This is a genomic window from Carnobacterium maltaromaticum DSM 20342 (genome assembly GCF_000744945.1).
GTDB classification, from domain to species: domain Bacteria; phylum Bacillota; class Bacilli; order Lactobacillales; family Carnobacteriaceae; genus Carnobacterium; species Carnobacterium maltaromaticum.
The window spans coordinates 1067909-1093128 of sequence record NZ_JQMX01000001.1; the positions used below are offsets into that span (position 1 = coordinate 1067909).

23 protein-coding genes and 1 other annotated feature are annotated in these 25220 nt (G+C 35.2%); all 23 genes read right to left on the minus strand.

Annotated features, from left to right (window positions below; all coding sequences use genetic code 11):
* Nucleotides 1-2 precede the first annotated feature (2 nt).
* Nucleotides 3-443 (minus strand): LytTR family DNA-binding domain-containing protein, encoded by a 441-nt coding sequence (locus BR77_RS05090; protein ID WP_016356386.1) that lies wholly within the window; start codon nt 441-443, stop codon nt 3-5.
* Between the two features lie 360 nt (nt 444-803).
* The gene (gene ileS / locus BR77_RS05095) at nt 804-3587 is read right to left on the minus strand and encodes an isoleucine--tRNA ligase (RefSeq protein ID WP_035064134.1); all 2784 of its coding nucleotides are present in this window, start codon (nt 3585-3587) and stop codon (nt 804-806) included.
* A 444-nt stretch (nt 3588-4031) separates the two neighbouring features.
* Nucleotides 4032-4247, minus strand: a binding site (T-box leader).
* Nucleotides 4248-4255: 8 nt separating this feature from the next.
* On the minus strand, nt 4256-4876 hold the full coding sequence (locus BR77_RS05100; protein ID WP_015075995.1) for a DivIVA domain-containing protein: 621 nt from the start codon (nt 4874-4876) through the stop codon (nt 4256-4258).
* 136 nt (nt 4877-5012) lie between these two features.
* On the minus strand, nt 5013-5792 hold the full coding sequence (locus BR77_RS05105; protein WP_015075994.1) for a YlmH family RNA-binding protein: 780 nt from the start codon (nt 5790-5792) through the stop codon (nt 5013-5015).
* Nucleotides 5793-5834: 42 nt separating this feature from the next.
* Complete coding sequence (locus BR77_RS05110) at nt 5835-6095, minus strand: YggT family protein (protein ID WP_010053427.1); 261 nt, start codon at nt 6093-6095, stop codon at nt 5835-5837.
* Nucleotides 6096-6115: 20 nt separating this feature from the next.
* On the minus strand, nt 6116-6613 hold the full coding sequence (locus tag BR77_RS05115) for a cell division protein SepF (protein ID WP_010053425.1): 498 nt from the start codon (nt 6611-6613) through the stop codon (nt 6116-6118).
* A 20-nt stretch (nt 6614-6633) separates the two neighbouring features.
* The gene (locus tag BR77_RS05120; RefSeq protein ID WP_015075993.1) at nt 6634-7305 is read right to left on the minus strand and encodes a YggS family pyridoxal phosphate-dependent enzyme; all 672 of its coding nucleotides are present in this window, start codon (nt 7303-7305) and stop codon (nt 6634-6636) included.
* Complete coding sequence (gene ftsZ, locus BR77_RS05125) at nt 7306-8580, minus strand: cell division protein FtsZ (protein ID WP_010053421.1); 1275 nt, start codon at nt 8578-8580, stop codon at nt 7306-7308. It abuts the gene before it with no gap.
* Between the two features lie 115 nt (nt 8581-8695).
* Nucleotides 8696-10012, minus strand: coding sequence for a cell division protein FtsA (ftsA, locus tag BR77_RS05130; RefSeq protein WP_015075992.1), 1317 nt, complete (start codon nt 10010-10012; stop codon nt 8696-8698).
* Between the two features lie 146 nt (nt 10013-10158).
* Nucleotides 10159-11067: a cell division protein FtsQ/DivIB gene (locus tag BR77_RS05135; protein ID WP_016356385.1), complete on the minus strand. Its 909-nt coding sequence runs from the start codon at nt 11065-11067 to the stop codon at nt 10159-10161.
* Between the two features lie 34 nt (nt 11068-11101).
* Entirely contained in the window at nt 11102-12199 is a 1098-nt protein-coding gene (gene murG / locus BR77_RS05140; RefSeq protein ID WP_015075989.1) for an undecaprenyldiphospho-muramoylpentapeptide beta-N-acetylglucosaminyltransferase, read from the minus strand.
* A 27-nt stretch (nt 12200-12226) separates the two neighbouring features.
* Complete coding sequence (gene murD / locus BR77_RS05145; RefSeq protein WP_015075988.1) at nt 12227-13609, minus strand: UDP-N-acetylmuramoyl-L-alanine--D-glutamate ligase; 1383 nt, start codon at nt 13607-13609, stop codon at nt 12227-12229.
* A gap of 17 nt (nt 13610-13626) precedes the next feature.
* Nucleotides 13627-14592, minus strand: a complete 966-nt coding sequence (gene mraY / locus BR77_RS05150; protein WP_010053414.1) for a phospho-N-acetylmuramoyl-pentapeptide-transferase — start codon at nt 14590-14592, stop codon at nt 13627-13629.
* 188 nt (nt 14593-14780) lie between these two features.
* On the minus strand, nt 14781-16256 hold the full coding sequence (locus BR77_RS05155; protein ID WP_015075987.1) for a UDP-N-acetylmuramoyl-L-alanyl-D-glutamate--2,6-diaminopimelate ligase: 1476 nt from the start codon (nt 16254-16256) through the stop codon (nt 14781-14783).
* 21 nt (nt 16257-16277) lie between these two features.
* Complete coding sequence (locus BR77_RS05160; protein ID WP_035064138.1) at nt 16278-18467, minus strand: penicillin-binding transpeptidase domain-containing protein; 2190 nt, start codon at nt 18465-18467, stop codon at nt 16278-16280.
* On the minus strand, nt 18464-18841 hold the full coding sequence (gene ftsL2, locus BR77_RS05165; RefSeq protein ID WP_015075985.1) for a cell division protein FtsL: 378 nt from the start codon (nt 18839-18841) through the stop codon (nt 18464-18466). Before ftsL2 ends, BR77_RS05160 begins: the two co-directional genes overlap by 4 nt.
* Before the next feature lie 40 nt (nt 18842-18881).
* Entirely contained in the window at nt 18882-19835 is a 954-nt protein-coding gene (gene rsmH, locus BR77_RS05170; protein ID WP_010053409.1) for a 16S rRNA (cytosine(1402)-N(4))-methyltransferase RsmH, read from the minus strand.
* Between the two features lie 16 nt (nt 19836-19851).
* Nucleotides 19852-20283: a division/cell wall cluster transcriptional repressor MraZ gene (gene mraZ, locus BR77_RS05175; protein ID WP_010053408.1), complete on the minus strand. Its 432-nt coding sequence runs from the start codon at nt 20281-20283 to the stop codon at nt 19852-19854.
* 324 nt (nt 20284-20607) lie between these two features.
* On the minus strand, nt 20608-20982 hold the full coding sequence (locus tag BR77_RS05180; protein WP_010053407.1) for a DUF3397 domain-containing protein: 375 nt from the start codon (nt 20980-20982) through the stop codon (nt 20608-20610).
* Between the two features lie 155 nt (nt 20983-21137).
* Entirely contained in the window at nt 21138-21317 is a 180-nt protein-coding gene (gene rpmF, locus BR77_RS05185) for a 50S ribosomal protein L32 (protein WP_010053406.1), read from the minus strand.
* Nucleotides 21318-21391: 74 nt separating this feature from the next.
* Nucleotides 21392-21952 (minus strand): YceD family protein, encoded by a 561-nt coding sequence (locus tag BR77_RS05190; RefSeq protein ID WP_010053404.1) that lies wholly within the window; start codon nt 21950-21952, stop codon nt 21392-21394.
* Nucleotides 21953-22185: 233 nt separating this feature from the next.
* Entirely contained in the window at nt 22186-23364 is a 1179-nt protein-coding gene (locus tag BR77_RS05195) for a nucleotidyltransferase (protein ID WP_015075984.1), read from the minus strand.
* A gap of 49 nt (nt 23365-23413) precedes the next feature.
* The gene (gene recQ / locus BR77_RS05200) at nt 23414-25183 is read right to left on the minus strand and encodes a DNA helicase RecQ (protein ID WP_010053402.1); all 1770 of its coding nucleotides are present in this window, start codon (nt 25181-25183) and stop codon (nt 23414-23416) included.
* Nucleotides 25184-25220: the final 37 nt, after the last annotated feature.

Genomic DNA, 25220 nt, shown 5'->3' on the forward strand with positions numbered 1-25220 from the left:
CCTTAGATTTCTAATTTTTTTTTGAGCAACGGAGCAAATTTTCTTGAAATAATAATCGTCTCATTATTTTCTAATTTTGCTTCAAAGCGGCTATTAAATGCTGGCGTTACATGCTCAATTTTAAGTATATTTAAAATCAGAGATTTTGATGTTCGAATAAAATAGCTATTGGTTAAACGCACTTCAAGTTCATATAATTTTAAATTTGTTTGGTAAACCTCAGTTGCAGAATAAACAAACGTTTTATTATCAACTGTTTCAAAATAGAAGATATCCTTTAAAGATAATTGCTTTATTTTTTTTTCTTTAAAAACTGGAATTGATTCTTCTTGCGTTTCTAATAACTGAATAAGTGCTTCTACTTCTTCGTTTATAGATTGGCAATGAATGGTAACCTCTAGTTCCTCATCATTGCTTACATCCTCTTCAATTCTAATTCGCATTTTAACACCTCCATATTTACAGTATAGGATACTTTTAATAAAAAAACAGTCGATTAACTATAAGTTACAAAATCAGTAACGTAACTTACAACCAAAAATCAAACTATTTTTGTAGCACTTCGCAATAGAATGAGTAAACTTTTTTAAAACAACAAAAAACAGTATGAAATCCATTTTTATAAATGTTGATTTCATACTGTTTATTATTAGATTGATTCCCACTCATGAGAAATTAGTGACTTTTATATACTGATTTGCTAAAGGTGAGAAATGAATAATGGATCAAAGTCGGCTTTGCAGCCGCTTCGTACCATTTCGCTAAAGGGTAAAACCCTTAAGCTCAATGGCAACCTCAATGCATTACTCTGCTTCTACTTCCAAAGCTGCAGGATAAAATTCTTCTACAATTGTTGCACAACGATCACATAAAGTTGGAGCATCTGCATGGCTTCCAACATCTTCTTTGACGCCACGACATCTTTCACATGTTTCACCATGTGCTTTTTCAACAACAATTGCCACATCATCAAATTGTAAGGCTTCGCTTGGCGCTGCTGCTTTATCGCCAGCAATTTCTAAGTCTGAGACAATTAATAATTGTGCTAAATTGCTGTCTAAAGCAGTAAATAATACTTTTGTTTGTTCAGTTGGATAAAGTACTAATTTAGCTTCAAACGATTTACCAATTTTCTTCTCATTACGAGCTTCTTCTAAGGCTTTTTGAACATGGTCGCGGAAAGTCATAAAGGCATCCCACATGTCTAATAATTCGCCTTGATTTGGATACTCAATTGCTGCTGGCATTTCAGCTAACTGAACATAATCTTCTTCTTCATCTAAGAAGTTCCAGATTTCCTCAGCTGTGTGCGGTAAGATTGGTGTTAATAATTTCGTCATTTTTTTTAAAACTTCATAGAATACAGTTTGCATAGCACGACGTTCATAAGCATTCTCAGCTTCAATGTAAACAACATCCTTAGCAAAATCTAGATAAAATTGAGACAGGTCAACTGTACAGAAATTATTGATTAATTGATAGTTTGAAGAGAAATCATAGTTTTCATAATTTTCTTCAACAGCACCAACAAGCTGGTTTAAACGGATCAATAAATATTTATCGACAGAACGTAAGTCATCATATTTAATTCCATGTTCTGCTGGTTTAAAGTCTGATGTGTTTGCTAATAAGAAACGCATCGTATTACGAATTTTACGATAAACTTCTGAAACTTGTTTCAAAATTTCATCACTGACACGGACATCTGATTGAGCATCAACGCTTGATACCCAAAGGCGAATAATATCTGCACCCATTTGCTTAATTACTTTACTTGGCAAAATAGTATTACCTAATGATTTACTCATTTTACGTCCTTCACCATCTAAAACCATTCCTTGTGACAGAACTGTTTTGTATGGTGCAATCCCATTAATCGCAACACTTGTTGTAATACTTGAGTTAAACCAGCCACGATATTGGTCAGAACCTTCTAAATACATATCAGCTGGGTAAGTTAGGTTTTCTCTAGCAGCTAATACAGCTTGATGAGAAGATCCTGAATCAAACCAGACATCCATAATATCCATTTCTTTTGTAAAGATTCCATTTGGGCTAAACTCATGAGTGAAGCCTTCTGGTAATAAATCCTTAGCTTCTCTTTCAAACCAAACTGTTGAACCAAATTCAGCAAATAAATTAGCGACATGTTCAATTGTTTCTGGTGTAATGATTGGCTCGCCATTTTCACCATAAAAAATTGGCAATGGAACTCCCCAAGCTCTTTGTCTTGAAATGACCCAATCTCCGCGATCACGAACCATGTTATAAAGACGTGTTTTCCCCCATTTTTGAACCCATTCAACGCCTTCAACAGCTTCTAAAATTTCACCACGGAAATCTTGAATCGAAGCAAACCATTGTGGAGTCGCACGGAAAATAACAGGTTTTTTAGAACGCCAGTCATGTGGATAGCTATGAGTAAAGAAATCAAGTTTTAACAATGCGCCTTTTTCATTTAAAGCTTCTGTAATTAATTTGTTCCCTTTATCATAAAATACACCTTCAAATCCTGGTGCTTCATCTGTAAAGACCCCTTTTGAATCAACTGGAGACAATACATTTAATTTATATTTTTGTCCAACAATAAAATCATCGTCTCCATGTCCAGGAGCCGTATGAACAAGTCCAGTTCCGGCATCCAAGGTTACATGATCGCCAACCATTAGTAATGATGTGCGTTCATAAAGAGGATGTTGTGCAGTCATATATTCTAATTCAGACCCTTTTAATTCATTTAAAACAGTCACATTTTCCCAACCGATTTCACTTGAAACCTTTTCTAACAAATCTTTAGCTACTACGAATTTGGCACCGTCTGCTTCAATAACAACATAACTGTAATCTGCATTGACCGTGATACCTAAGTTAGCTGGAATCGTCCAAGGTGTCGTTGTCCAAATCACGAATGACGTATCATTATCTAATAAGCCTTTGCCATCAACAACTTTAAATGCTACATAAATAGAAGCAGATTTTACATCTTTGTATTCAATTTCAGCTTCAGCTAATGATGATTCACTAGATGGAGACCAATAGATAGGTTTTAAGCCTTTATAAATATACCCTTTTTCTGCCATTTTTCCAAAAACACGAATTTGTGCTGCTTCATAATCTGGATTAAGAGTAATATAAGGATTATCCCACTCTCCAGCAACGCCTAAGCGTTTAAAGTCTTCACGTTGAATATTTACTTGCTCAAGTGCATATTCTTCACATAAACGACGATAATCAGCTAAAGACATTTCCTTACGTTTAATTCCTTTATTCGTTAAAACCTGTTCAATTGGTAGTCCGTGAGTATCCCATCCTGGTACATAAGGAGAACGGTAACCTGACATTGATTTATAACGAACGATAATATCTTTACTAATTTTATTTAGGGCATGACCCATATGGATATTTCCATTTGCAAACGGAGGTCCATCATGTAAAACAAAAGTTGGTTTGCCTTCATTTAATTTTTGACGTTGACCATACATATCAACAGTCTTCCAATCTGCTTGCCATTGTTCTTCTCTAACTGGTAAATTACCACGCATTGGGAACTCTGTTTGACCCAATTGTAACGTTTCTTTCATTTTCATAGGGATAAAACTCCTTTGTTGCTAATGAGGTTAAGGGTTTACCCTTTAGCGAATTTGTACAAAGCGACTGCTAAGGCGACTTTGATTCATTTGTTCCCACCCTTATATCAAATGTCTTATTTTTATTATAGTTTTTAAATCTTGTCAGTGCCATTGAGGTTGCCATTGAGCTTAAGGGTTTCACCCTTTAGCGAAATGGTACAAAGCGGCCGTCAGGACGACTTTGATCCTTTGTACCCGACCTTATCTCAAAAGCATTTATTTCTAATTTAATACTTATTTAGGCCTTACAGAAAATACTGTGCTAGCCTATAAAGTTTAAGAACAATTAAAGGATTCCATCGGTCTTTACAGACCGATGCACAGCATGGCTCTATGCGCTGAAGCGCTGAGAAACATGGCAAAGCGCATAGAGCCATAGCAAAAAGACTCCGCCCCTATAAGTATAGGGACGAAGTCTTCGTGGTACCACCCAAGTTTCAAAAGAATTGCTTCTTTTTCTCAAGTAATTGTTAACGCCAATTAAACGGTTAAATTTACTGATTTCAATTCAACACTCATAGAGGATCTAACAAATTAAAGGGACTAACCAGTCTTTCACTAGGTACCGGCTCGCTTGATAGTATTTAATCGTTTTTCTGTTCTAATCATTGCTTTAAGTTATTTTTTTAGTCTTTATCTTCAGGTAATTCTATTGCTGCTAATGTACCTTCTAAATGAAATTTATCGTCTTCGTCTTCTTTTTCATCATCATAACTGTCGATACTTGATAATTCATTGATCTCATCTTCAATCACTAAATCGTCTTCAGTGTTACTTGGTAAACCTGATAAGACATCTTTTAATGTTGGAATTTCAATGGTTTCTAAAGAAGTAGCTTGTAATAACTCATCCCACTCTTTATTTTTTACCATTTCTAACTGAGATTCAATTAAAAGTTGCAATCTTTGTTTGAAGACGCGACTTTCTTTTTTCAATGTATCAGTTTCTAATGTGATTTTACGGGCTTTGGTTACTGCTTCATCAAGTAAACGATCAGCATTTTTCTCAGCTTCCATAATAATCATACGTGACTCTTTGTTTGCATTTTCTCTAACACGGTCCGCTGCTTCTTGAGCTACAATGATTGATTTGTTTAAAGCATCTTGTAAATTGTTAAAATGCTCAACTTTCTCTTCACTGAACTTCAATTTCTTTTCCAATTCACGTTTATCTTTTAAAACCATTTCGTAGTCTTTAATGATTTGATCTAAATAATCATTGACTTCGTCTTGATCATAACCGCGCATCTTGACAGGGAACTCCTTGTTATGTATATCTAACGGAGTTAATACCATATAAGACACCTCCACACATCAATTTTTTGTTGTTTGTTCCTTTATTATAAAGCACTAAGCCGAATTCTACAAGGAAAGTCCTTTAATTTTATTTGAAGAGCACACCAAATTGAATTCGCCATTTATCTTTTTTTGTCTTGCCTTCTATTTCTTTAATCTGAATTCGACCATATCCTCGAACAGACACTATATCTAGTAGTCCTAATTCAAAATCAGGACGCAATTGTTCTGCCCAATTCAACTTAACTTTTCCAGCTTCAATCAACTGTTTTGCACGCTGTCTTGAAATTTTAAAAATACTTGCAATAATTGCATCTAATCTCATTGATGAAACCGTATCTTGAACCAATGTCCAATCATCAATTGGTGTGATAATCTCTGTATAATCTCTTGTTTCAATTCGAACACTGACATTTCCGATTTTGTCGACTTGGTTTTCAACATAATTTTTCATTCCTACATCCACAAAAAATTGCCAACGCTCTCCATCAAAGACAATATCACCAAAGTATTCACGCTTCACTCCAACAGACATCAACGTCCCTAGAATTTTACTATGAGATAATTTGGCAAACTTCGTAGGATAACGTATTTCACAAATATCAATTTTAAACTCTTCTTGGGTTGGTGTATAGTAATCGGGACAGATGAAAACACGTTTTCTCTCTGCTGCTTCATACCCACCAAAATAATAAAGTTTTAAATCACGTTTTCCTACTAATGATTCAACAATATACATCTGTCTTGGATCTAAAAAATCAGTTAGATAGGGAGTATACTGATCCTCAACCTCTGTAATCCATTCGCTCAAAGCGTCAATAAAGGGGCGCTCTTCTTTTCTAAAATGTTGATAGACATTTTCAATCATCCTGCTTACCCCTTTACTAACTTATTTTTTTTACTTATTGGACTACATTCCTAATAAAATAACTCTTAATCCTTGTTGTGCAAGACCTAATACGAAAAATGCTAAGATAGGTGAAAAATCAATTCCTCCTAAAGAAGGAATGATTCTACGGAACACTGATAAATATGGTTCACAAATTTTAGCTAGCACTACACCTAATTTGGAATCATAAGCTCCTGGTAACCAAGATAATAAAATATAGACAACCATGACACCTTGATAGATATTAATTAAACGTGCCAATATAAGATATAATTCAAACATGTAATCCAAACACCTCGTTTCTAATAAAACTCTTTGTCGCGCATCATTTCTGTTAGCATACCATCAATTTCTACATTGTTTGGAGTACATAGGAAAATTTCGTCACCGATTCGTTGAATATCCCCATTAATTGCATAGATCGTGCCCGTTAAGAAATCAACGATACGTTTAGCTTGATCTTCTTCAATTCTATTAAAGTTTAAAACAACCGATTGGTTACTAATTAACAAATCAGCGACTTCTTGTACTTCTGAATAGACTCTAGGTTCAAAAACAACGATTTTTGATTGTTGCGGAATAGTAGATTGATTCATAGCAACCACCTTACTATTTTTTTGATTCGGAACACGATTAGTTGTTGGCGCTGCTTGCCTTGCTTCGTTAAATGTTTTCACTTGAGCTTTAGGCTGAGTATTTACTGCTTTGGGAGCTTCCTCTGGAACTTCGTATTCTTCATAATCGTAATCATCTTCTTCATCTAATCCAAAAAACTTGGATACATTACTTAACATACTCATAATAACCCTCCTTCAAATTTTTATTTAAACAATAGTGAACCGACTCGGATAAAAGTGGCCCCTTCTTCTACTGCCAATTGATAATCGTTACTCATTCCCATACTCAACTCAGTACAAGGAGCATAGGGAATTTTTTTACTGGCTATTTCTGCTTGTAAAATGCGCAACTCTGAAAAATAATGTCTGATTTCAGCTTCATTGGCTCCTAATGGCGCCATCGTCATTAATCCAATCACTTGAATCTTTGAGTAATTCGCTAGTTCAGCAATAAATTCTGTTAATTCTACTGGCGAAATCCCATGCTTTGACTCTTCTTTACTAACATTAACTTGCACAAAACACGCAATTTGATGATCTGCTCGCTTTTCAATCTCACTAGCTAAAGTCAGACGATCTAAGCTATGAAAATAGTCAATTCGATTAATCACTTGCTTGACTTTTCTAGATTGTAAATTACCAATATAATGCCAAATAATATCTTTTTCAGGTAAAAAATCTTGTTTCGCAATCAAACCTTCTGGCCGATTCTCAGCTAAATTCTTTATCCCTAAATGATAGATTTCAGCTGTTTCTTCATTACTTACAGCTTTAGTAACAGCAATTAATGTTGCCGCTTCTGGTTGACGTTGGGCATGAGTTAAAGAAAGATTAAGCGTTTCTTCAACTTGTTGTAAGTTTTCTTTAATCGTCATTTATTTACGGCGTCTTCTAAAGAATGGCGGTGTATCCAAACTGTCCTCATCATTGCTATGCCCTTTTTCTGCTGCTGAGTCACGTTTGAAAACATCAAATTCAGCTTTTTCAGATGATGTATCTTCACGCTGGAAGTTCGAATTTTCACGTACATTAGGTTCTCTACGAATATCCCAATCGCCAAATGGATCTTTTTCTGTTTTAGCTTGTGGTGCTTGTTGATTCGTTGCTGGAGCTTCTGTTTGACGACTAAAAGCTGTATCTTCGCTATTAGCAAAGCCACGACTACGATTCGTTCCACCTTGCGCTTGTTGACCTTTACGAGCATCAATACCTGTTGCAATAACTGTTACAATCACTTCATCGCCAAGATTTTCGTTGATAGATGTTCCAAAAATAATATTTACTTCAGTTGTTGAAGCAGCTGAAACAATATCAGATGCATCTTGTGCTTCGAATAAAGTTAAATCTGGTCCACCTGTGATATTTAACAAGACTTGTTCTGCGCCATCAATTGATACTTCTAATAATGGAGAAGAAATAGCTTTTTTAGTTGCTTCAGCCGTACGATTTTCACCACTTGCCATCCCAATACCCATTAGAGCTGAACCTTGATTTTCCATTACTGTTTTAACATCTGCAAAATCTAAGTTTACATAGCCTGGTGCTGTAATTAAATCTGAGATTCCTTGAACCCCTTGACGCAAAACATTATCAGCTTCATGGAATGCTTCTAGCATTGGTGTTTTCTTATCAACGATTTCTAACAAACGATTGTTTGAAATGATCACTAATGTATCAACATGATCCTTCATTTCAGAAACACCCTCTGCAGCAAAACGACCACGTTTAGGTCCTTCAAAGGTAAATGGACGTGTAATAACTCCAACTGTTAAAGCACTTTGTTCTTTAGCAATTCGAGCAACTACTGGAGCAGCTCCAGTACCCGTTCCACCACCCATACCAGCTGTAACAAAGATCATATCTGCTCCACGTAACGCTTCTGCAATTTGCTCTTCACTTTCTTCAGCGGCTTTACGACCAATATCAGGATTTGAACCAGCACCTAATCCTCTTGTTAATTTAGGTCCTAATTGAATTTTAATTTCTGCATTTGAGCTTTGTAGAGCTTGAATATCTGTGTTGGCTACGATAAATTCTACCCCTTTAACGCCTTCATCAATCATACGGTTAACTGCATTATTACCAGCTCCACCGACACCAATAACTTTAATTACAGCTCCATTTAAGTTTGAATCAAATTCTAATTCCATCCTATTTCCTCCTAGAAGCTAGCTCCTCAGAACTAGCTTAATTTAAAAGCTCATTGGCCGTTTATTTCTAACGGGGCAAGTCCTGCTTTTTTATTTAAATTATTTATTTTTTAAATTAATCAAAAAAGTTTGTAAAGAAATTTTTTGCTTTATTTGTAAATTTATCTTCTTCATTCTTAGGCTTCTTAACAGGTTTTTCTTTTACTACCTCTTCTGTTTCATATTCAACATGACTAGTTTGCTTTTGCGGTTGAGCCGAGGTGTATGTGCTTCCTTTCCCACGACCTTTAGCAATCGCATGAATTTCATCTAGATTGGCTACATACTCAATCAAACCAATCCCAGTTGAAAATGTTGGAAACCTCATTCCCATTTGATCAGGTACGTATAAATTAACATTGATTTCAAAAACATCTTTTGCTAATTCTATTAAACCTGGTAAAGCTGCCGCCCCTCCGGTAATCACAATACCACCTGGTAATTCTCTTGCTCCAACTGCATCTAATTCAGCTTTAATTTTATCAAATATTTGCAGTTGACGAGCTTCAATAATCTCAGATAAATATTGCTCATCAATGCGCACTGGTTCATTTTTACCAATAACATCTACTGGGAAATATTCGTCTGGCGAAGTTTCTTCTGGTAAAGCAAAACCATACTCGCGTTTAATTCGTTCAGCACTATCGAATGATGTATTCAAAATAACTGAAATATCTTTCGATACATACTCGCCACCTTCAGGATCAACAAAGGTAAATTTCAATTGATTATCATGCATAACTGCAGCAGTCGATTGACCACCACCTAGATCGATTAAAATAGTACCAAATTTTGCTTCTTCCTTCGTCATTGCTGCACTGCTAATTGCTAGTGGTTGTAAAACAACTTCTTCGATTTGTAAACCTGCTTTTTCGACACAACGTTTAGTGTTATGTAAAATAGTTTTAGGTCCAGTTATCATCGTTGCATGCATTTCTAGTCGCACGCCAATCATGCCTCTTGGGTCACGTATTTCAGAAAAACCATCTACGACAAATTCTTCTGGAATAACAGCAATAATTTCTCTTTCAGGTGGAACAGATTTAACCATCGCTGCAGCCATAACATTTTCCACATCAATTTCAGTAATTTCACGATTATCACCAGATACAGCAATCATACCGTGACAAGGCTCAATTTTGACATTATTTGCTGGAATACCTACGATGACATTTCTGATATCAATATTGGCTTTTTCTTCCGCCTGTTTAATCGCTTTTTTGATTGAATCAACTGTTTGATCAATATCAACAATAATCCCGCGGCTTAAGCCTTCAGATTTTTCATTTCCAACACCAATAATATTCATTTGACCATTCACAAATTCAGCTACAACTACTTTTATTGAAGTGGTTCCAATATCTAGACTCACATAAATCCCTGTATTTCCCATTCATTGAAACCTCCATTCACGTATTTAAATGTTTAAGTTATAAATTCTTTATAGATAATTTTAATTTTACCATATCTACGGCTATTTTACGAAGCATTTAACCGTTTTTTTTCTTTGTTCCCCTTGTTTTTTCATTTACAACGATTTTATTTCGCTTTTTCTTCAAAAGCCTTGAAAAAAATTCCAACTTCCATGTTAATAATACCCTTCTGTCCATCAGTTTTTTTAACAGCATCTGGGTAATAGGCCATTTGTTCTGCAAAACTTGGAATACTTGCAACAACTTGATTTCCATCATTCATATTCAATGTAATTAAATAATCATCTGAATCACTTTGGGTAAATTGAATTTCTGAAATGCTATTTTTGATATTTGTACTTAATTGACTATATTGTAAAATCATTTCATCCAATGCTGGACCTTCTTTAAAGTCGACAAAAATCGGTGGATTTCCAATTGATACTTTTCGACTTTCCTTTACAATTTTGCCATTTTCTAAAATATTATGATACTCATTATCTTTAGCTAAATAAGCCACCGTTTTGTATTCCTTAACGGCAATTTTAAAACTATTTAATCCATCAAATTGGAGGGTTGCTGATTTGACTTGCTCCAACTGATTTTCAATTTTTTGAGCAATTTTTTTTCGCTCAAAAAAATTGGACCATAATGAATCGCCTGACTTCAATCGACTCGCATCAATAACGGCTTGATCTGTGACTTCATTTGCTCCAACAACCGAGATTGTTTCAATTCGGCTGAAGGGAGAAATAAAATACACAATCAAAAAAATTGCAAAAGAAAATAAAAAAATTAACGTGTATAAACGTCGATACATTTTTTTTCGTCTTAACTCTTTTAAACGAGGCAGTTTATCTTCCATCGAAACAACTTTTTTCTCACGTTTTTTCTTTTTAGGTTGATTTTTGGGTTGAACTTCTTGCTCCACACTATTCCCGTTTGACGCTTGTTGCATTTTTTCCCAAGGTGTCATCGACTGAGGAGACTGTTTTGACTCTTTTTGATACGGACGTCTTTTATTCCAATTTGCCATTCAGCCTCACTCCAATCAATGTTATTTTTATAGTTTATACTACTTCGTTAATCAACGCAATTATTCGGTCACTTGCATCTGTTATACCCATTTTTTTAGCCGCTTCTGCCATTTTATTTCTAGCAAGAGTATCTGTCATCAGTCGATCGACTTCTTTAATCAATCGATCTCCTGTTAACTCAGCATCTGGTACCATAACAGCTGCTCCATTATGAGTTAAACTTTCTGCATTTCTAGTTTGGTGATCATTTGTAACATACGGACTAGGGATCAAGATACTTGGTAATCCTAGCGCAGTTAATTCGGCTAAACTAGTCGCTCCGCTACGGGCCATCACTAATGACACATTGGCAAAAACTTCAGGCATATTATAAATATACGGCACCACAGATATATTGTTATTTTTAACATCTAATATAGTCAGTTCATTACTAATTTTTTGATAGTGAACTTCACCAGTTGCAAATAGAATCTGAAAATCTTTTCCAACTAGTTGTGGCAAGGCTTCAATAAAAGCTTCATTAATTCGTCGCGCACCTCGGCTTCCACCAAAAATCAACAATGTAGGTAGCTCAGGATTTAAATCGTATTCAGCTAAAATGTCAGACTTAACGACAGCCAACATTTCTTGGCCTCTAGGATTCCCTGTCAAAACAACTTTTTCTGGTACTTTAGGAAATTCTCCACGCGCTTCTTCAAAACATAGTGCGATTTTTGACACAAATTTACTTAAAAATTTATTGGTTACTCCTGCAACACTGTTTTGCTCATGGATAATAGTTGGAACACCTAGTTTAGCTGCTGCATAAACTACTGGACCACAAACATAGCCACCTGTACCAATTACAACATCTGGTTTAAACTCTTTTACAAGTTTTTTTGAATCAGCGACACTTTTGAAAAAAAGTTGAATCGTTTTAACATTTGACCATGAAAGCGAACGTTTAAAACCTTGAATTTCAACTGATTTAAATGCAATACCAGCTTTTTCAACCAATTTTTTTTCTAAGCCTTTTTCAGTTCCAATGTACATAATTTCAACACTAGGATTGACTTCTTTTAATCGTCTAATTAAGGCAAGTGCTGGATAAATGTGTCCACCAGTTCCACCACCTGATAAAATAATTTTCATAATTTAGCCGTAGTTTTTATAAAAAAACTACTCCTCCTGTTCTTTTAAATCACTAATCAATTGCTCAATTGCTTTGATATATACATCTCCACGAACTTCAAAGCTACGGTATTGATCCCAACTTGCACAAGCAGGTGAAAGTAAAATAACAGATTTTTCTGTACTCAACTCATAAGCAACCGGAACTGCTGCTTCAACATTTTGTACGACATGAATTTCTTTTACGCCTGCAGCTTTTCCAGCTTCTTCTAATTTAGCCGCTGTCTCACCAAATACAATTAACGCTTGAACGTTACGTAAGGCAGGGATCAACTCATCAAATCCATTTCCACGGTCCAATCCGCCTGCTAATAAAATGACTGGGTCTGTAAAACCTTTTAACGCATTTTCTGTAGCTAAAATATTTGTTGCTTTAGAATCATTATAGAATTTTCGTGTTTTGTACTCTGTTACGAATTGAGTTCTATGTTTTACTCCAGCAAATGTAGTCAATAGACCAACGATATTCTCATTACTTTGACCTAGTAGTTTTGCTACCGCAATTGCTGCAAGAGCATTCTCAACATTATGCTCACCAGGAATCAGAATCGCTTTTTTATCCATAATTTCTTCATCCTGATAATAAATCATATCGCCTTTTAAATAGGCACCATTAGCTAAGACTTCTTTTCTAGAAAATGGAATAATTTTCGCTTTACTAGTTTTTGCCAACTCTCTTAACTCTTCTTGATCCCAATTTAAAATTAAATAGTCTTCTTCAGTTTGATTTTCAGTGATCCGCCATTTAGCAGCCACGTATTCTTCACGCGTTCCATGGTAGTCAATATGCGCTTCAAAAACATTTGTAATCACCGCAATACTTGGCTTCATTTTTGTAATACCCATTAGTTGAAAGCTTGAAAGTTCAATAATGATTTCATCTTCTGGTGTTGTTGTTTGCGCCACTAAACTAGCTGGCATTCCTATATTTCCAGCAACATAAGCATGACCTTTTTTACGATTAAAATTTAAAATTTCAGCAATCATTGTTGTTGTCGTTGTTTTTCCATTTGTACCAGTAATTCCAATCATTTGGCTTTCAGAAACTTCATAGGCTAACTCTACCTCAGTAATGACTGGAATTCCTTTTTCAACCGCTCTTTGGACAATTGGATTGTTGTACATAATTCCTGGATTCTTCACAACCAATTCAAAGTCTTCATCCAGTAATTCAACGGGATGACCTCCTGTTACAACGCGAATTCCTGATTCCAACAATTCTTGTGCTTCAGGATTTTCTTCAAAACTTTTATAATCATTTACTGTAACCAATGCACCTAATTCGTGTAATAATTTTGCTGCATTTACCCCACTTAAAGCTAAACCAACAACTAAAACTTTTTTATTTTCATACGTAGTAATTTTTTTCAACGTCTCTACCCCTCTTCTTAAAGAATGACTAGTAATGCAACAATTGCTGCAAGTAAACCAACTGACCAGAATGTTAAAACAACGCGCCATTCGCTCCAACCACTCATTTCAAAGTGATGGTGAATAGGGCTCATTTTAAAGACTCGTTTACCCGTCAATTTAAATGATGTTACTTGAATCATCACACTGGCGGTTTCAATCACAAAAATTAAACCAATTAAAAGTAGAGACCATTCTTGGTGCAATAAAATAGAAACGGCCGCTAAACCACCGCCTAAAGCTAAAGAACCAACATCTCCCATAAATATTTTAGCTGGCTTTTTATTGAAGAAAAAGAATCCAACTAAACCACCAACAATTGTTACACAAAAAATTAAGATATCTGTTTGTTGTTGATGCCATGCTATTACTGCATAAGTACCATACGCAATGCTTGCCGTCCCAGCAACTAATCCATCTAAACCATCTGTTAAATTAACTGCATTAGAAAATCCGACTAACCAAAAAATAACAAATATACCATATAACCAGCCAATATCAATTGAACCAATAAACGGGAAAGCAATTTTAGTGGCTAAACCTTCATATTTAAAAACAATAAAAAAGATAATACCACCTATGATTTGACCGATTAGTTTTTGTTTAGATGTCAAACCTAAATTTCTTTTTTTAAATACTTTGATAAAATCATCTAAAAAGCCTAGCACTCCGTATAAAGCCAGAATAAATAGAAGTAATCCTAAAGATAAGGTCAATGCTCCTTGCCAAATACCAACCCAAACTGCAGTAATCAATGTGGCAATAATAAAAACAACTCCACCCATTGTTGGTGTACCTGTTTTCACTTCATGCCATTTTGGCCCTTCATCTCTAGTCACTTGTCCAATTTGTTTCATCCTAAAATAGCCAATAAACATTGGCATAACCATAATTGTAAGTGCAAAACTACTTACAAATGGCATTAACATTTCTGTCCAGTGCATTTTAACCGCTCCTATTGTTTTAATAAAGCTAGCAACAAAATTGCTAGCTTTTTATACTGAATAACTAGGTTTTCTAAGCTTTTATAAACGTATTAAACTTTTTGTCCTAATTAAAAATTATATCATACTTATTAAGCCGTTCTCCTCTTATGAAGGATTTCTTAAAAATAAATTAATTGATTTTAATTTTACTTATAAAATGTTTCAATAGCTTTTTTAGCTTCTTCCACGTCATCAAAATGATGTTTTGTTGTACCGATAATTTGGTAATCCTCGTGACCTTTTCCGGCAATCAAAATAATATCATTTGCCTGCGCTTTTTTCACCGCTAACTCAATTGCCTTACGACGGTCGACTTCAAGTAGATAGCTTTCATCGCTACCTAGCTCAGCTACAACATCTTTTAAAATTTCATTAGGGTCTTCAGTTCTAGGATTATCGGAAGTAAAAATAACATGATCCGCATAATCCATCGCAATTCGAGCCATTTTTGGACGTTTGGTCTTATCTCTATCTCCGCCACAACCAACTACACAGTATACATCGCCAGTTTTAAACTCATTGATTGTCGTTAGTACATTTAACAAACCATCTGGTGTATGAGCATAGTCTACTACTACAGCAAAATCTTGTGGTCCTTTGACTAGTTCAAAACGGCCACGAACACCACTAATCCCTTCTAATGAAGAAATGATCGTTTCTAATTCAAGCCCAGCTGCATAAGCTGCACCAATAGCTCCTAAAGCATTCAAAATATTGAACTTTCCTGCTAATTGTAAATGAACAGGGTATTCTTTCCCATTAAATTCTAGTAAAAAACGAGTTCCATGATTGGTTATTTCAATTGAGTTAGCTCTAAAATCAGCAGCTTCTTCTATTCCATAAGTTAAAACTTCGGCAGCAGTCATTTTTCTAAAATCACGCCCCACTGGATCGTCCATATTCAAGATAGCATATTTAGGTTTTTCAGGATTGTAAATATTCCCTAGTTGAGAGAACAATAAACTCTTGGCATGAGCGTACTCTTCCATTGTATGATGATATTCTAAATGGTCTTGACTTAAATTTGTAAATACAGCGATGTCGAAATCTGTTCCCCAAACACGTCCTTGGACTAATGAATGGGAAGAAACCTCCATAGCGCATGTCGTTACATTTTTTTGCCGCATCTCTGCAAATGTTTTTTGCAACGTTAAACTATCTGGTGTTGTATTTTTAGTTTCAAAAGTTGTATTTCCAATACGACGATACATTGTACCAATCACACCAGTTACTTCTTGATGATCTCTAAATATTTGATCAATCAAATGAGTAATCGTTGTCTTCCCATTTGTACCTGTAACGCCTATAATTCTAAAATCCTGACTTGGGTGGTCATAAAAGGCATCAGCCACTATAGCCATTGCACGGTTGGCATTGGCCACATAAATAACTGGAACAGAAACATCTATTGGTTTTTCTGCTATTAATAAAACGGCACCTTTTTCAACAGCATCTTGCGCAAATTGATGGCCATCAAACAAGGCTCCTGTAATACAAACAAATAACGAACCTTCCGTAATCTCTCTTGTATCTTGTGTGATGCTATTAATCTCCAAGTCTTTTGGTAATTCTTTTGATAATCGTTTAAACTGAATACTTGCAATCAAATTACTGGCTTTCATTGATTTCACCTTTTCTTATTCTTATGGGGCAACTAATGTAACTTCAATCTCTGCAACGCCTTCCATGCTAGAATTTTCAGCTAAGCTTTGAGTTGTTACAAATCCGTCTCCCACAATTTTAAATTTTTGTCCGGTCATTTCAGACACTTTTAACACATCATTCTTAGACCAACCGGTCATATTTGGCATTGTCATTGCACCGTTGGTTAACAGCATTGCTCTTTGTCCTTCTAAAACAGGTTCATCTGGTAAAGGCATTTGCTGTACTATTGTATCACCATTTCCAATAATCGTCACATTCAATTTGTTTTCTTCTAATTTTTGGCGGGCTTCTTCTTTCAAACTCCCCATCACACGAGGCATCACAACTTGATTATTTTCTTCTATTTCAGCTTGTTTTCCTAATTCTTGATATTGTAAAGCACGCTTCATTACAGGGTTAAAGACTTCTGCAATCATCCCACCACCAGTTATCGTTCCATCATAGACTTGTGGTTGCTTCATCGTAATGTACATAATTAATTCTGGGTCTTCAGCAGGTGCCATTCCTACTACTGAAAAGACATAATTGTTATCTCCAGTTGCATACAAACCAGTTGTAGGGTCAACAATTTCTGCTGTTCCTGTTTTAGCAGCAATTTTATAACCATCAATTTTGTAGGCTTGTCCAGTACCATTTTCTCCATAAACGACTTCTTGTAGATATTCCAACTCTTTTTGTGCCGTTTCAGCTGTAATCGGTTGTCCTACAACTGTTGGCTGGGTTACTTTTTCTTCACCAGTATTCGGATTCACAGTTCGATCGACAAAATAAGGTTTCATCATCTTGCCTTTGTTTGCCACTGCTGAAAAGGCTTGAAGCATTTGGAAATCAGTTACTGTTAATCCTTGTCCAAAGGCAGTATTGGCTTTTTCTAAAGGATAATCAAAACCTATTTTCCCAATAGCTTCATTAGGTAAGCCAGAATCTGTTGATTTTTCAAGACCAAAGTCCGTCATATATTTTTTCCACGTATCATTCCCCATCTTTTCAACTAAATTAGAGAAAGCCACGTTACTAGAACGTTGTAATCCTTCTAAATAAGAAATATGACCCCAACCGACTCCACCATTATGGTCGCGAATTTGGCCTCCTTCAATCGTTTTTGTTCCAGAAAGAAACGTTTCATTTGGATTAAAGACACCTTCATTAATTGCTGCCCCTAAAGTCAAGACTTTCATTGTTGAACCTGGCTCAAAACTATCTTCAACAAGCATATTACGCCAACTTTTATCAATATTTTCTTTCGTAGTTGCATTAAAAGTCTGGCTTTGGGTCGTTGCAATAATAGCACCTGTCTTAGCATTCATTAATGTTGCTGTCATGGTTTTTGGTTGATACTTAGCTGCTACTTCCGCTACAGTACTTTCCATATAAACTTGAAGACGATTATTCAATGTTAAATACATATCAGATCCGTCTTTCGCTTTAACTTCTTTCACTTTTGAATTTGGCAAAGCATAACCAAAATTATCTGTTTTGAATTCATATTTACCTGGTGTTCCTGTTAACAATTTATTGTAAGCTTGTTCAATTCCCATTTCACCTACAAGTTCTGTTCCAGGTACAAAATCAGCAGTATCTTCATCTGTTTTAGTAGGAAGTGACGCAATTCCAACTAAATTAGAAGCAAAAACACCATTAGGATACAAACGTTTAGGCGTTTCTGTAAATACTAAGCCTGGTAATTTTGTTTTTTCAATCGTTACTTTCGTTTCATAGCTTAAATCTTTACCTTCATTACCAAATTCTACTTGAGCCAGAGGTTTCCCATCTTCACCTTTTCGATTCAGAATCTCTAGTACGGCTTCTTTACTTAAAGGGATGTTCTGAGAAATCACTTCCGCCGTTTTTTCTTTATCTTTAACATAGTTAGGATTCTCTTTTGTCGACCACTTATCCGTCAAAACGGCAACTAAAGAATAAGAAGCAGCATACATCGCAATGGGTTTTCCATCTATATCATAGATGGTTCCTCTATTTGCTTTGAGTACACTACTTCTTGTATAGAGATTATTAACTTTTTCAGCTAAGTCTTCCCCATTAATTTGCCCCTTAACCATCACATAGGAAAAACGGCTAATAAATACAACAAATAGAAAAATGGTCAAAAAGAATAATATCATAGCTATTTGTTTTCTATTTTTTTGAGGGCTTTTATTTTTTTTCATTTTGTTACATTCCTAACATTGTTTTGATTCATTTTTAAATCAGCTTTTAACGCAATATCATAAACACGGTCATAACGTGACAACTCTTGAATTTCTTGAGCTAAATTGTCGTTGACATTTTTTGTATCTGAAATAGCAACTGTCGTATCTTGGATCCCTCTATTTTTAGATGAGATACTGATTTCTTGAGAGATGCAGACTGCCATTAACATGAATGCAGTCACACCGACTACAATCAGCATTAACTTCTCAAGTTTGGTTACGCCAGCTTTTCGAGGTGCTGGCATATGTACCGGCGACTCTTTTGGGATTTCTGGGGAACGCAAAGGGACATCTATTTCAAGTTCTCTAGCTAAATTATTTGTTAATACCATACTATTTTACATCCTTTCATTGACAGTTTGATTTTTGTCCTTATTTTTCCTTTTGTTTTTCTGCAATTCTTAGTTTTGCACTACGCGCTCGATTGTTTTGTTCTAACTCTTCTTCAGTCGGTATAATTGGTTTACGATTAACTAATTTCAATTCTGGTTGAAATTCAGTTGGCATCACAGGCAAACCTGGTGGCAATTCTGGCAACGCAGAATGTTCTTTAAATATTGATTTTACAATTCGATCTTCTAATGAATGAAAAGTTATCACACTCACTCGTCCTCCGACTTTAATTAATGAAATAGCCGCTTCTAACGAGTCTTCTACGGCTGACAACTCATCATTGACCGCAATTCGGATTGCTTGGAAAACACGCTTAGCAGGGTGTCCGCCTTTTCTTCTAGCTGGGGCTGGAATTCCCTCTTTAATCAATTCAACTAGTTCACCAGTTGTTTCGATTGGTGCAACTTCACGAGCTGCTTCTATTTTTCGAGCAATTTGTTTGGAAAATTTTTCTTCTCCATACCGATAAAAAATCCGAATCAACTCATGGTAACTCCATGTGTTCACAATTTCTTTGGCTGTCAACGGTGCCTGTGTATCCATTCGCATATCTAAAGGAGCGTCTTGATGGTAACTAAAGCCACGTTCAGCCTCATCTAGTTGTGGGGAAGAAACACCTAAATCATAAAGAATACCGTCTACTTCAAAGATACCGATTTGATTTAATTCTTCTTTAATAAATCTAAAATTTGATTTGATAAATGTAACCATACCTTTTTCAACAAAAGGTGCCAAACGTATTTTAGCATTTTCTAAAGCTCGTTCATCTTGATCAAAGGCATAAAGATGACCCTCTTCGCTTAGTTGTGAAAGTAAATATTCACTATGTCCTGCTCCACCAAGAGTACAATCTACATATACGCCATCTGGTTTTAGAGCTAAACCGTCAACTGTTTCATGTAACAATACGGTTTCGTGATTAAATGTTGTCATATTATTTCCACCTTTTTTAAAATCCAAAATCAATCATATTTTCAGCAATATCATCAAAGCTTTCTTCAGCTTCATCAGAAAATTTCGTCCAACGCTCTTGGCTCCAAATCTCAATACGATCTGAAACACCAATAACATGACAAACCTTTTCTAAGTCAGCGTGTTCTCTGAGTGTTTGTGGAATATTTATTCTTCCTTGTTTATCAAGTTCACATTCTGTAGCAGCTGAGTAAAAAAAACGTGTAAAAGCACGAGCGTCTTTCTTAGCTAAGGGTAGTTGTTTCAGTTTTTCTTCCAGTGCAGACCATTCGTTTTGTGGGTAACCAAACAAACAACCATCCATCCCTCTAGTAATGATAAATTTCTCGCCTAAATCCTCTCGGAATTTTGCTGGCATAATCAATCGACCTTTAGCATCGATGTTATGTTTAAATTCACCCATCAACATGTCTACACTCACCCCCATATTATAAGAACTATTTTTAGTCTACCACATCCCCCCACTTTCCACCACTATAAACCTAAAATTTAGACAAAAATAATAAAATTCTTAGAAACTCTATTAAAATCAAGGATTTCATTAAGAAAATTTGATAAATAAAAGTGGGGGATTTTCCCAAAAACAGCATGAAAAAGAATACCAATGCTCCCTTTTTAAACTTGATACATATTTATAAATGAGATAAAATTCCAAAAAAAAATAGATTTAGCTAAAAATAGTACATTTTTTAGCTAAATCTATTTGAAATTCCGTTATTTAATTCATTTTTACCTAAATAAAGTGATGCGCAATATTTAATCCGACTAAAATATAATACATTAAGAAAGAAAATAAGAACAAGAAACGCCAAAATGTTTTAAAAAAGCGGCTAAATAAAATTTCGCCTTTTTTATACGCCATTAAACAGACAATCACAATCCCTAAACTTAGCATAAAAATAGCAAAATAAGGCAGCAAACTAAACTTGAGTGTCATCTCGCTTAAAATATGAATACCAATCAATAAAAATGGCACTAAAACATCTGGTGGCTTAATAGCAACATGTCGGATAATTAACCGTTTACGAATTAAGCTTTTAAGTATAAGTAAGAATAAAACTGGAGCAATATAAAAAGCGATTTCCGCAATTGTAAATGGAATTTTCAACAACTACCACCCTTTCTAACATTATTTTTTGCATATTCGACTCTTATTGTACTATGAAATGAAAAATAAGAAAACACTAACGATATTATTCAATCAAAATAAAGAACAAAAAAACACCTTTGAGCCATGGTCTCAAAAGGTGTTTTTCCTAAGTATTAAGCTTCTTTACTTATTACTTCTTTACCGTCATATTGTCCACATGCTGGACATACGTGGTGGCTCTTTTTCAGTTCGCCACAGTTAGGACATGGGTTCATGCCTGGAACTTCCAATTTATAATGCGTACGACGTCTATTTTTTTTCGCTTTTGATGTTCTTCTAGCTGGTACTGCCATGATCTACACCTCCTTATAATAATTGCTTCTCTTTATGCCTAGGGTTAGAGTAGAAGCGATTTATTCCAATTTTGCTATTGGTCGTTGTCAGTGTTGTCCGAAAACAAATCAGCTAGACCAGCAAAACGAGGATCCACACTTTGTGATTTTTGCTCTTCCAAACGCATAACGTATTCTTCTTCTGAAACAACTTCCCAACCGTTTCCGCTTGGCATATCATCTTCAGCTTCTTCTTCAGGTGTAAAAACCTGTAAAGGAAGGTTTAAAAGAATCGTATCTTCAACTGCTTCTGTCAAGTCAATCAGGTCTTTATCTAAATAAATAACCGTTTCTTCTCTTTCATTAGCGGCAAAGTCTGTTACGTTTTTTGGAACATAAATTTCATTTGCTTCAATTAACATCGGAACCAACACCGGTTTTAACGATCTTGCTGAGGGCATAGTTAAACCAAGTGAAATAACCAAGTGGGCGATAACTTCTTCTTTTTCAACGATTAGTGTTCCATCAATTTTGATAGGGCTAACGTCTAAAATTTCAGAATCACGTTCCATTAATGATTTTTTCAACTCAACAGTCTCAGAAAAAAGTAGCGGTTCATTGCGATATTTTTGCAATTCTATTAATGACCATTTCATTTTCCATCACTCCTAAAGCAACAATGGTAATTATACTAGTTGTAAGCCCCTTTGTCAATGTATTTTACCTTACAGGGAAACTCAGTCATCTATGGCTTTCATAGACTTTTTCACCATTCTTGCGAATTATTAAAAAAAACTTATTTTTAGATTGTTTCTTTTTTCTATAAATTTTCTATCTACTATATTTAAATCAAACGTTATCTTTTTAATTACTCAGTTGCCTATCTAATTTAACTTTTTATTTGATAAATAGGTTTTCTGCGATAATCTTGTGGTAAAATGTGCGGATTTCCTAATTGATAGATAAATCCTGCACGAATATCTAAGTCAAAAAAGTTTTTATTGGCTGCATTCAAGTTCGTTACAATTGGCAACTCAATCTTTGTTTTTTTGGCTTTTAAATAGCTTCTACCTTGTTCCGTGAACCCTAAGACTCGAATAGCTTTTAACCCCTCTACAGAAGCTTCAACATCCGTTTTTTTCAATTGTAACAAAATATAGATACACAGTCTCTGAATCCTTGTCCAGGTATAACGCTTATTTTTAACTAACCCTATGAATTCTGTAAAAGTCTCAGCTTCTTTCACTTTTTCTTTCAAACGAAATTCAATACCTTCATTCATTTGGTAAATTTGTTGCAAATCATCAACTGTGCTAACCATAATTTGATACCGTAACAGCAGCCAATAATTTTCCCAACTAACAAATTTTTCCTGATTAACTAACTCCAAGCTACTGGCCGGCATAACCGATTCAACCGTACTCTCTTTTTTAATTAAACTTTTACGAATAGCGGTTGCGCTAGCGAATTCTAGATCTTGGATAGTTGTCTCATGATAACCGGCTTTTTCGCGCTTAATTGTATACATCTCCATTGGTTTTGGGTAGGCTAAATTGGCTTTAGCATAACTTAAACCCAACGCATTATTTGGTTCACTAAGATTTAAACTTAAAGTAGGATACACTTCTTTTAATAAAGCTTCAACTTGAGCAGCATAGGAAGAACCTGAATTCTTAACCATTTGGAATGCTTGATCAAAGGCTTCTTTTTCATCAATCAACCATTTAGCCACTTGTTGAAAATCTTTTTCTTTCCCATTTTCAGAACCAAAGCAGAAACTATCACACTGAAGAGCATGAAGTAAGGCGATTCCCCCTTCTGCAAAGTAATCAGCCGCTTGCACACTTGAATAAACTGGTAATTCAACTACAATATCTATTCCAGCTGCTAAAGCCATTTCAGCTCTTGCCCATTTATCTAGCAATGCGGGTTCTCCTCGTTGCAAAAAATTGCCACTCATCACAGCAATGACAACATCAGCTCCACTTTTTAAGCGAGCTTGCTGAATATGGTAGCGGTGGCCATTATGAAAAGGATTATATTCAACAATAACTCCACAACTCTTCATAATTATACACCCTTTCATCTATTTGATCTTTTTATCTCAGCTACACTATTTATTTAACTGTTTTGGCTGTCAACAATATTTCTAAGAAATAATTGCCGTATTTTTCAAGCTTATTTTCACCAATCCCCTTAACTGTTAACATTTCTTCATCATTTGTTGGTAATTTTTGGCACATTTCACGCAACGTTTCATCTGAAAAAATAATATAAGGGGGAACTTTGTGTTCACTAGCCAACTGACTTCGAACTTCACGTAATTGATCAAATAAAACATCATCAACCGCAACTTTTTCAGCAACTTTCGCTTGCTTTCTAGTTACTTCTTCTTCACCTTTTAAAACTGCAACGCCTTTAGTTGTTACTTTTAAAATGGGGAATTGTCCATCTGTAGGGCTCAAATATTTTTCAGCTGTCAAATAATCAATTAATTGTGTGACCTCTTTTTGAGGTACACCTTTCATTAAACCATAAGTTGAAAGTTCTTCAAAGTTCCACTGCTTAATTTTTTGGTCTTTTGAACCAGTTAAAACCTTCATTATCATCGATTTTCCAAATGTTTCTCCCATGCGTTTAACACAAGATAACACTTTTTGAGCTTCTAAAGTAATAATTGCTGCTTCACGATCGTCTAAGCAGTTGCTACATCTTCCACAATCAGGACAATCTTCTCCAAAATAACGTACAATAAATCGTTGTAAACACATTTGAGTCGAACCATACTGAGCCATTTCACGTAATTTGGCATATTCATATTTTTTTAATTCTTCATTCATTTCTGACTGATCAATAAAAAATTGTTGAATCATCATATCTTGGGGAGAAAATAGCAGAATAGCATCACTATCTAGTCCATCCCGACCCGCACGACCGGCTTCTTGATAATAAGCTTCTATATTCTTTGGAATCTGATAGTGAATAACAAAGCGCACATTACTTTTATCAATCCCCATCCCAAATGCATTTGTCGCCACCATCACAGTCGTTTTATCGTATAGAAAAGCTTCTTGGGCTACATTACGAGCTTGCTCACCCATACCACCGTGATACATACCTGATTGGATTCCTTTAGACAGGAGCAATTGGTGAATTCGTTCAACTTCTTTTCTCGTACTTGCATAAACAATTCCAGATTGTCCATCGTTTAGCTTTAAATAATCTAAGAGATAACGATTTCGATCTTGACCTTTGACAACTTGAAAAGCTAAATTTTTTCTTGAAAATCCTGTTTTGACACAATTTTCTTCAGATATTCCAAGCAATTTGATAATATCTTCGGAAACAACTGGTGTTGCAGTAGCAGTTAATGCTAGAACGGTTGGACGTTGAACCATCCCCGCAAGTGTTTCGCACAAAGCTAAGTAGCTTGGTCTAAAATCATGTCCCCACTGAGAAATACAATGCGCTTCATCAATGGCAATCAAATCAACTTGAACAGATTGCATTAAATAATGGATCTCTTCCGTTTGAAAACGTTCTGGTGCTACATACAATAGTTTATATGCTCCGTCTGCTGCATCTCGTAAACGTTGATTCATTTCTTTTGTAGACAGCGTACTGTTGACATATGCTGCTGGGATTCCTAATTCTAATAAAGCATCAACTTGATCTTTCATTAAAGAAATCAATGGCGAAATCACAATAGTCAAGCCTGAAAAAACCAGTGCTGGAATTTGATAGCAAATTGATTTACCTCCACCTGTTGGCATAATCGCTAATGCATCTTGACCATGTAAAACTTTAGAAATAATTTCTTTTTGACCATTTCTAAAATCAGAATATCCATAAATTTCATTTAACAACTTGACTGCTTGTTCTTCCAAAAAGGTCCCTCCTTCTTATGTATGTAATCGTATTATT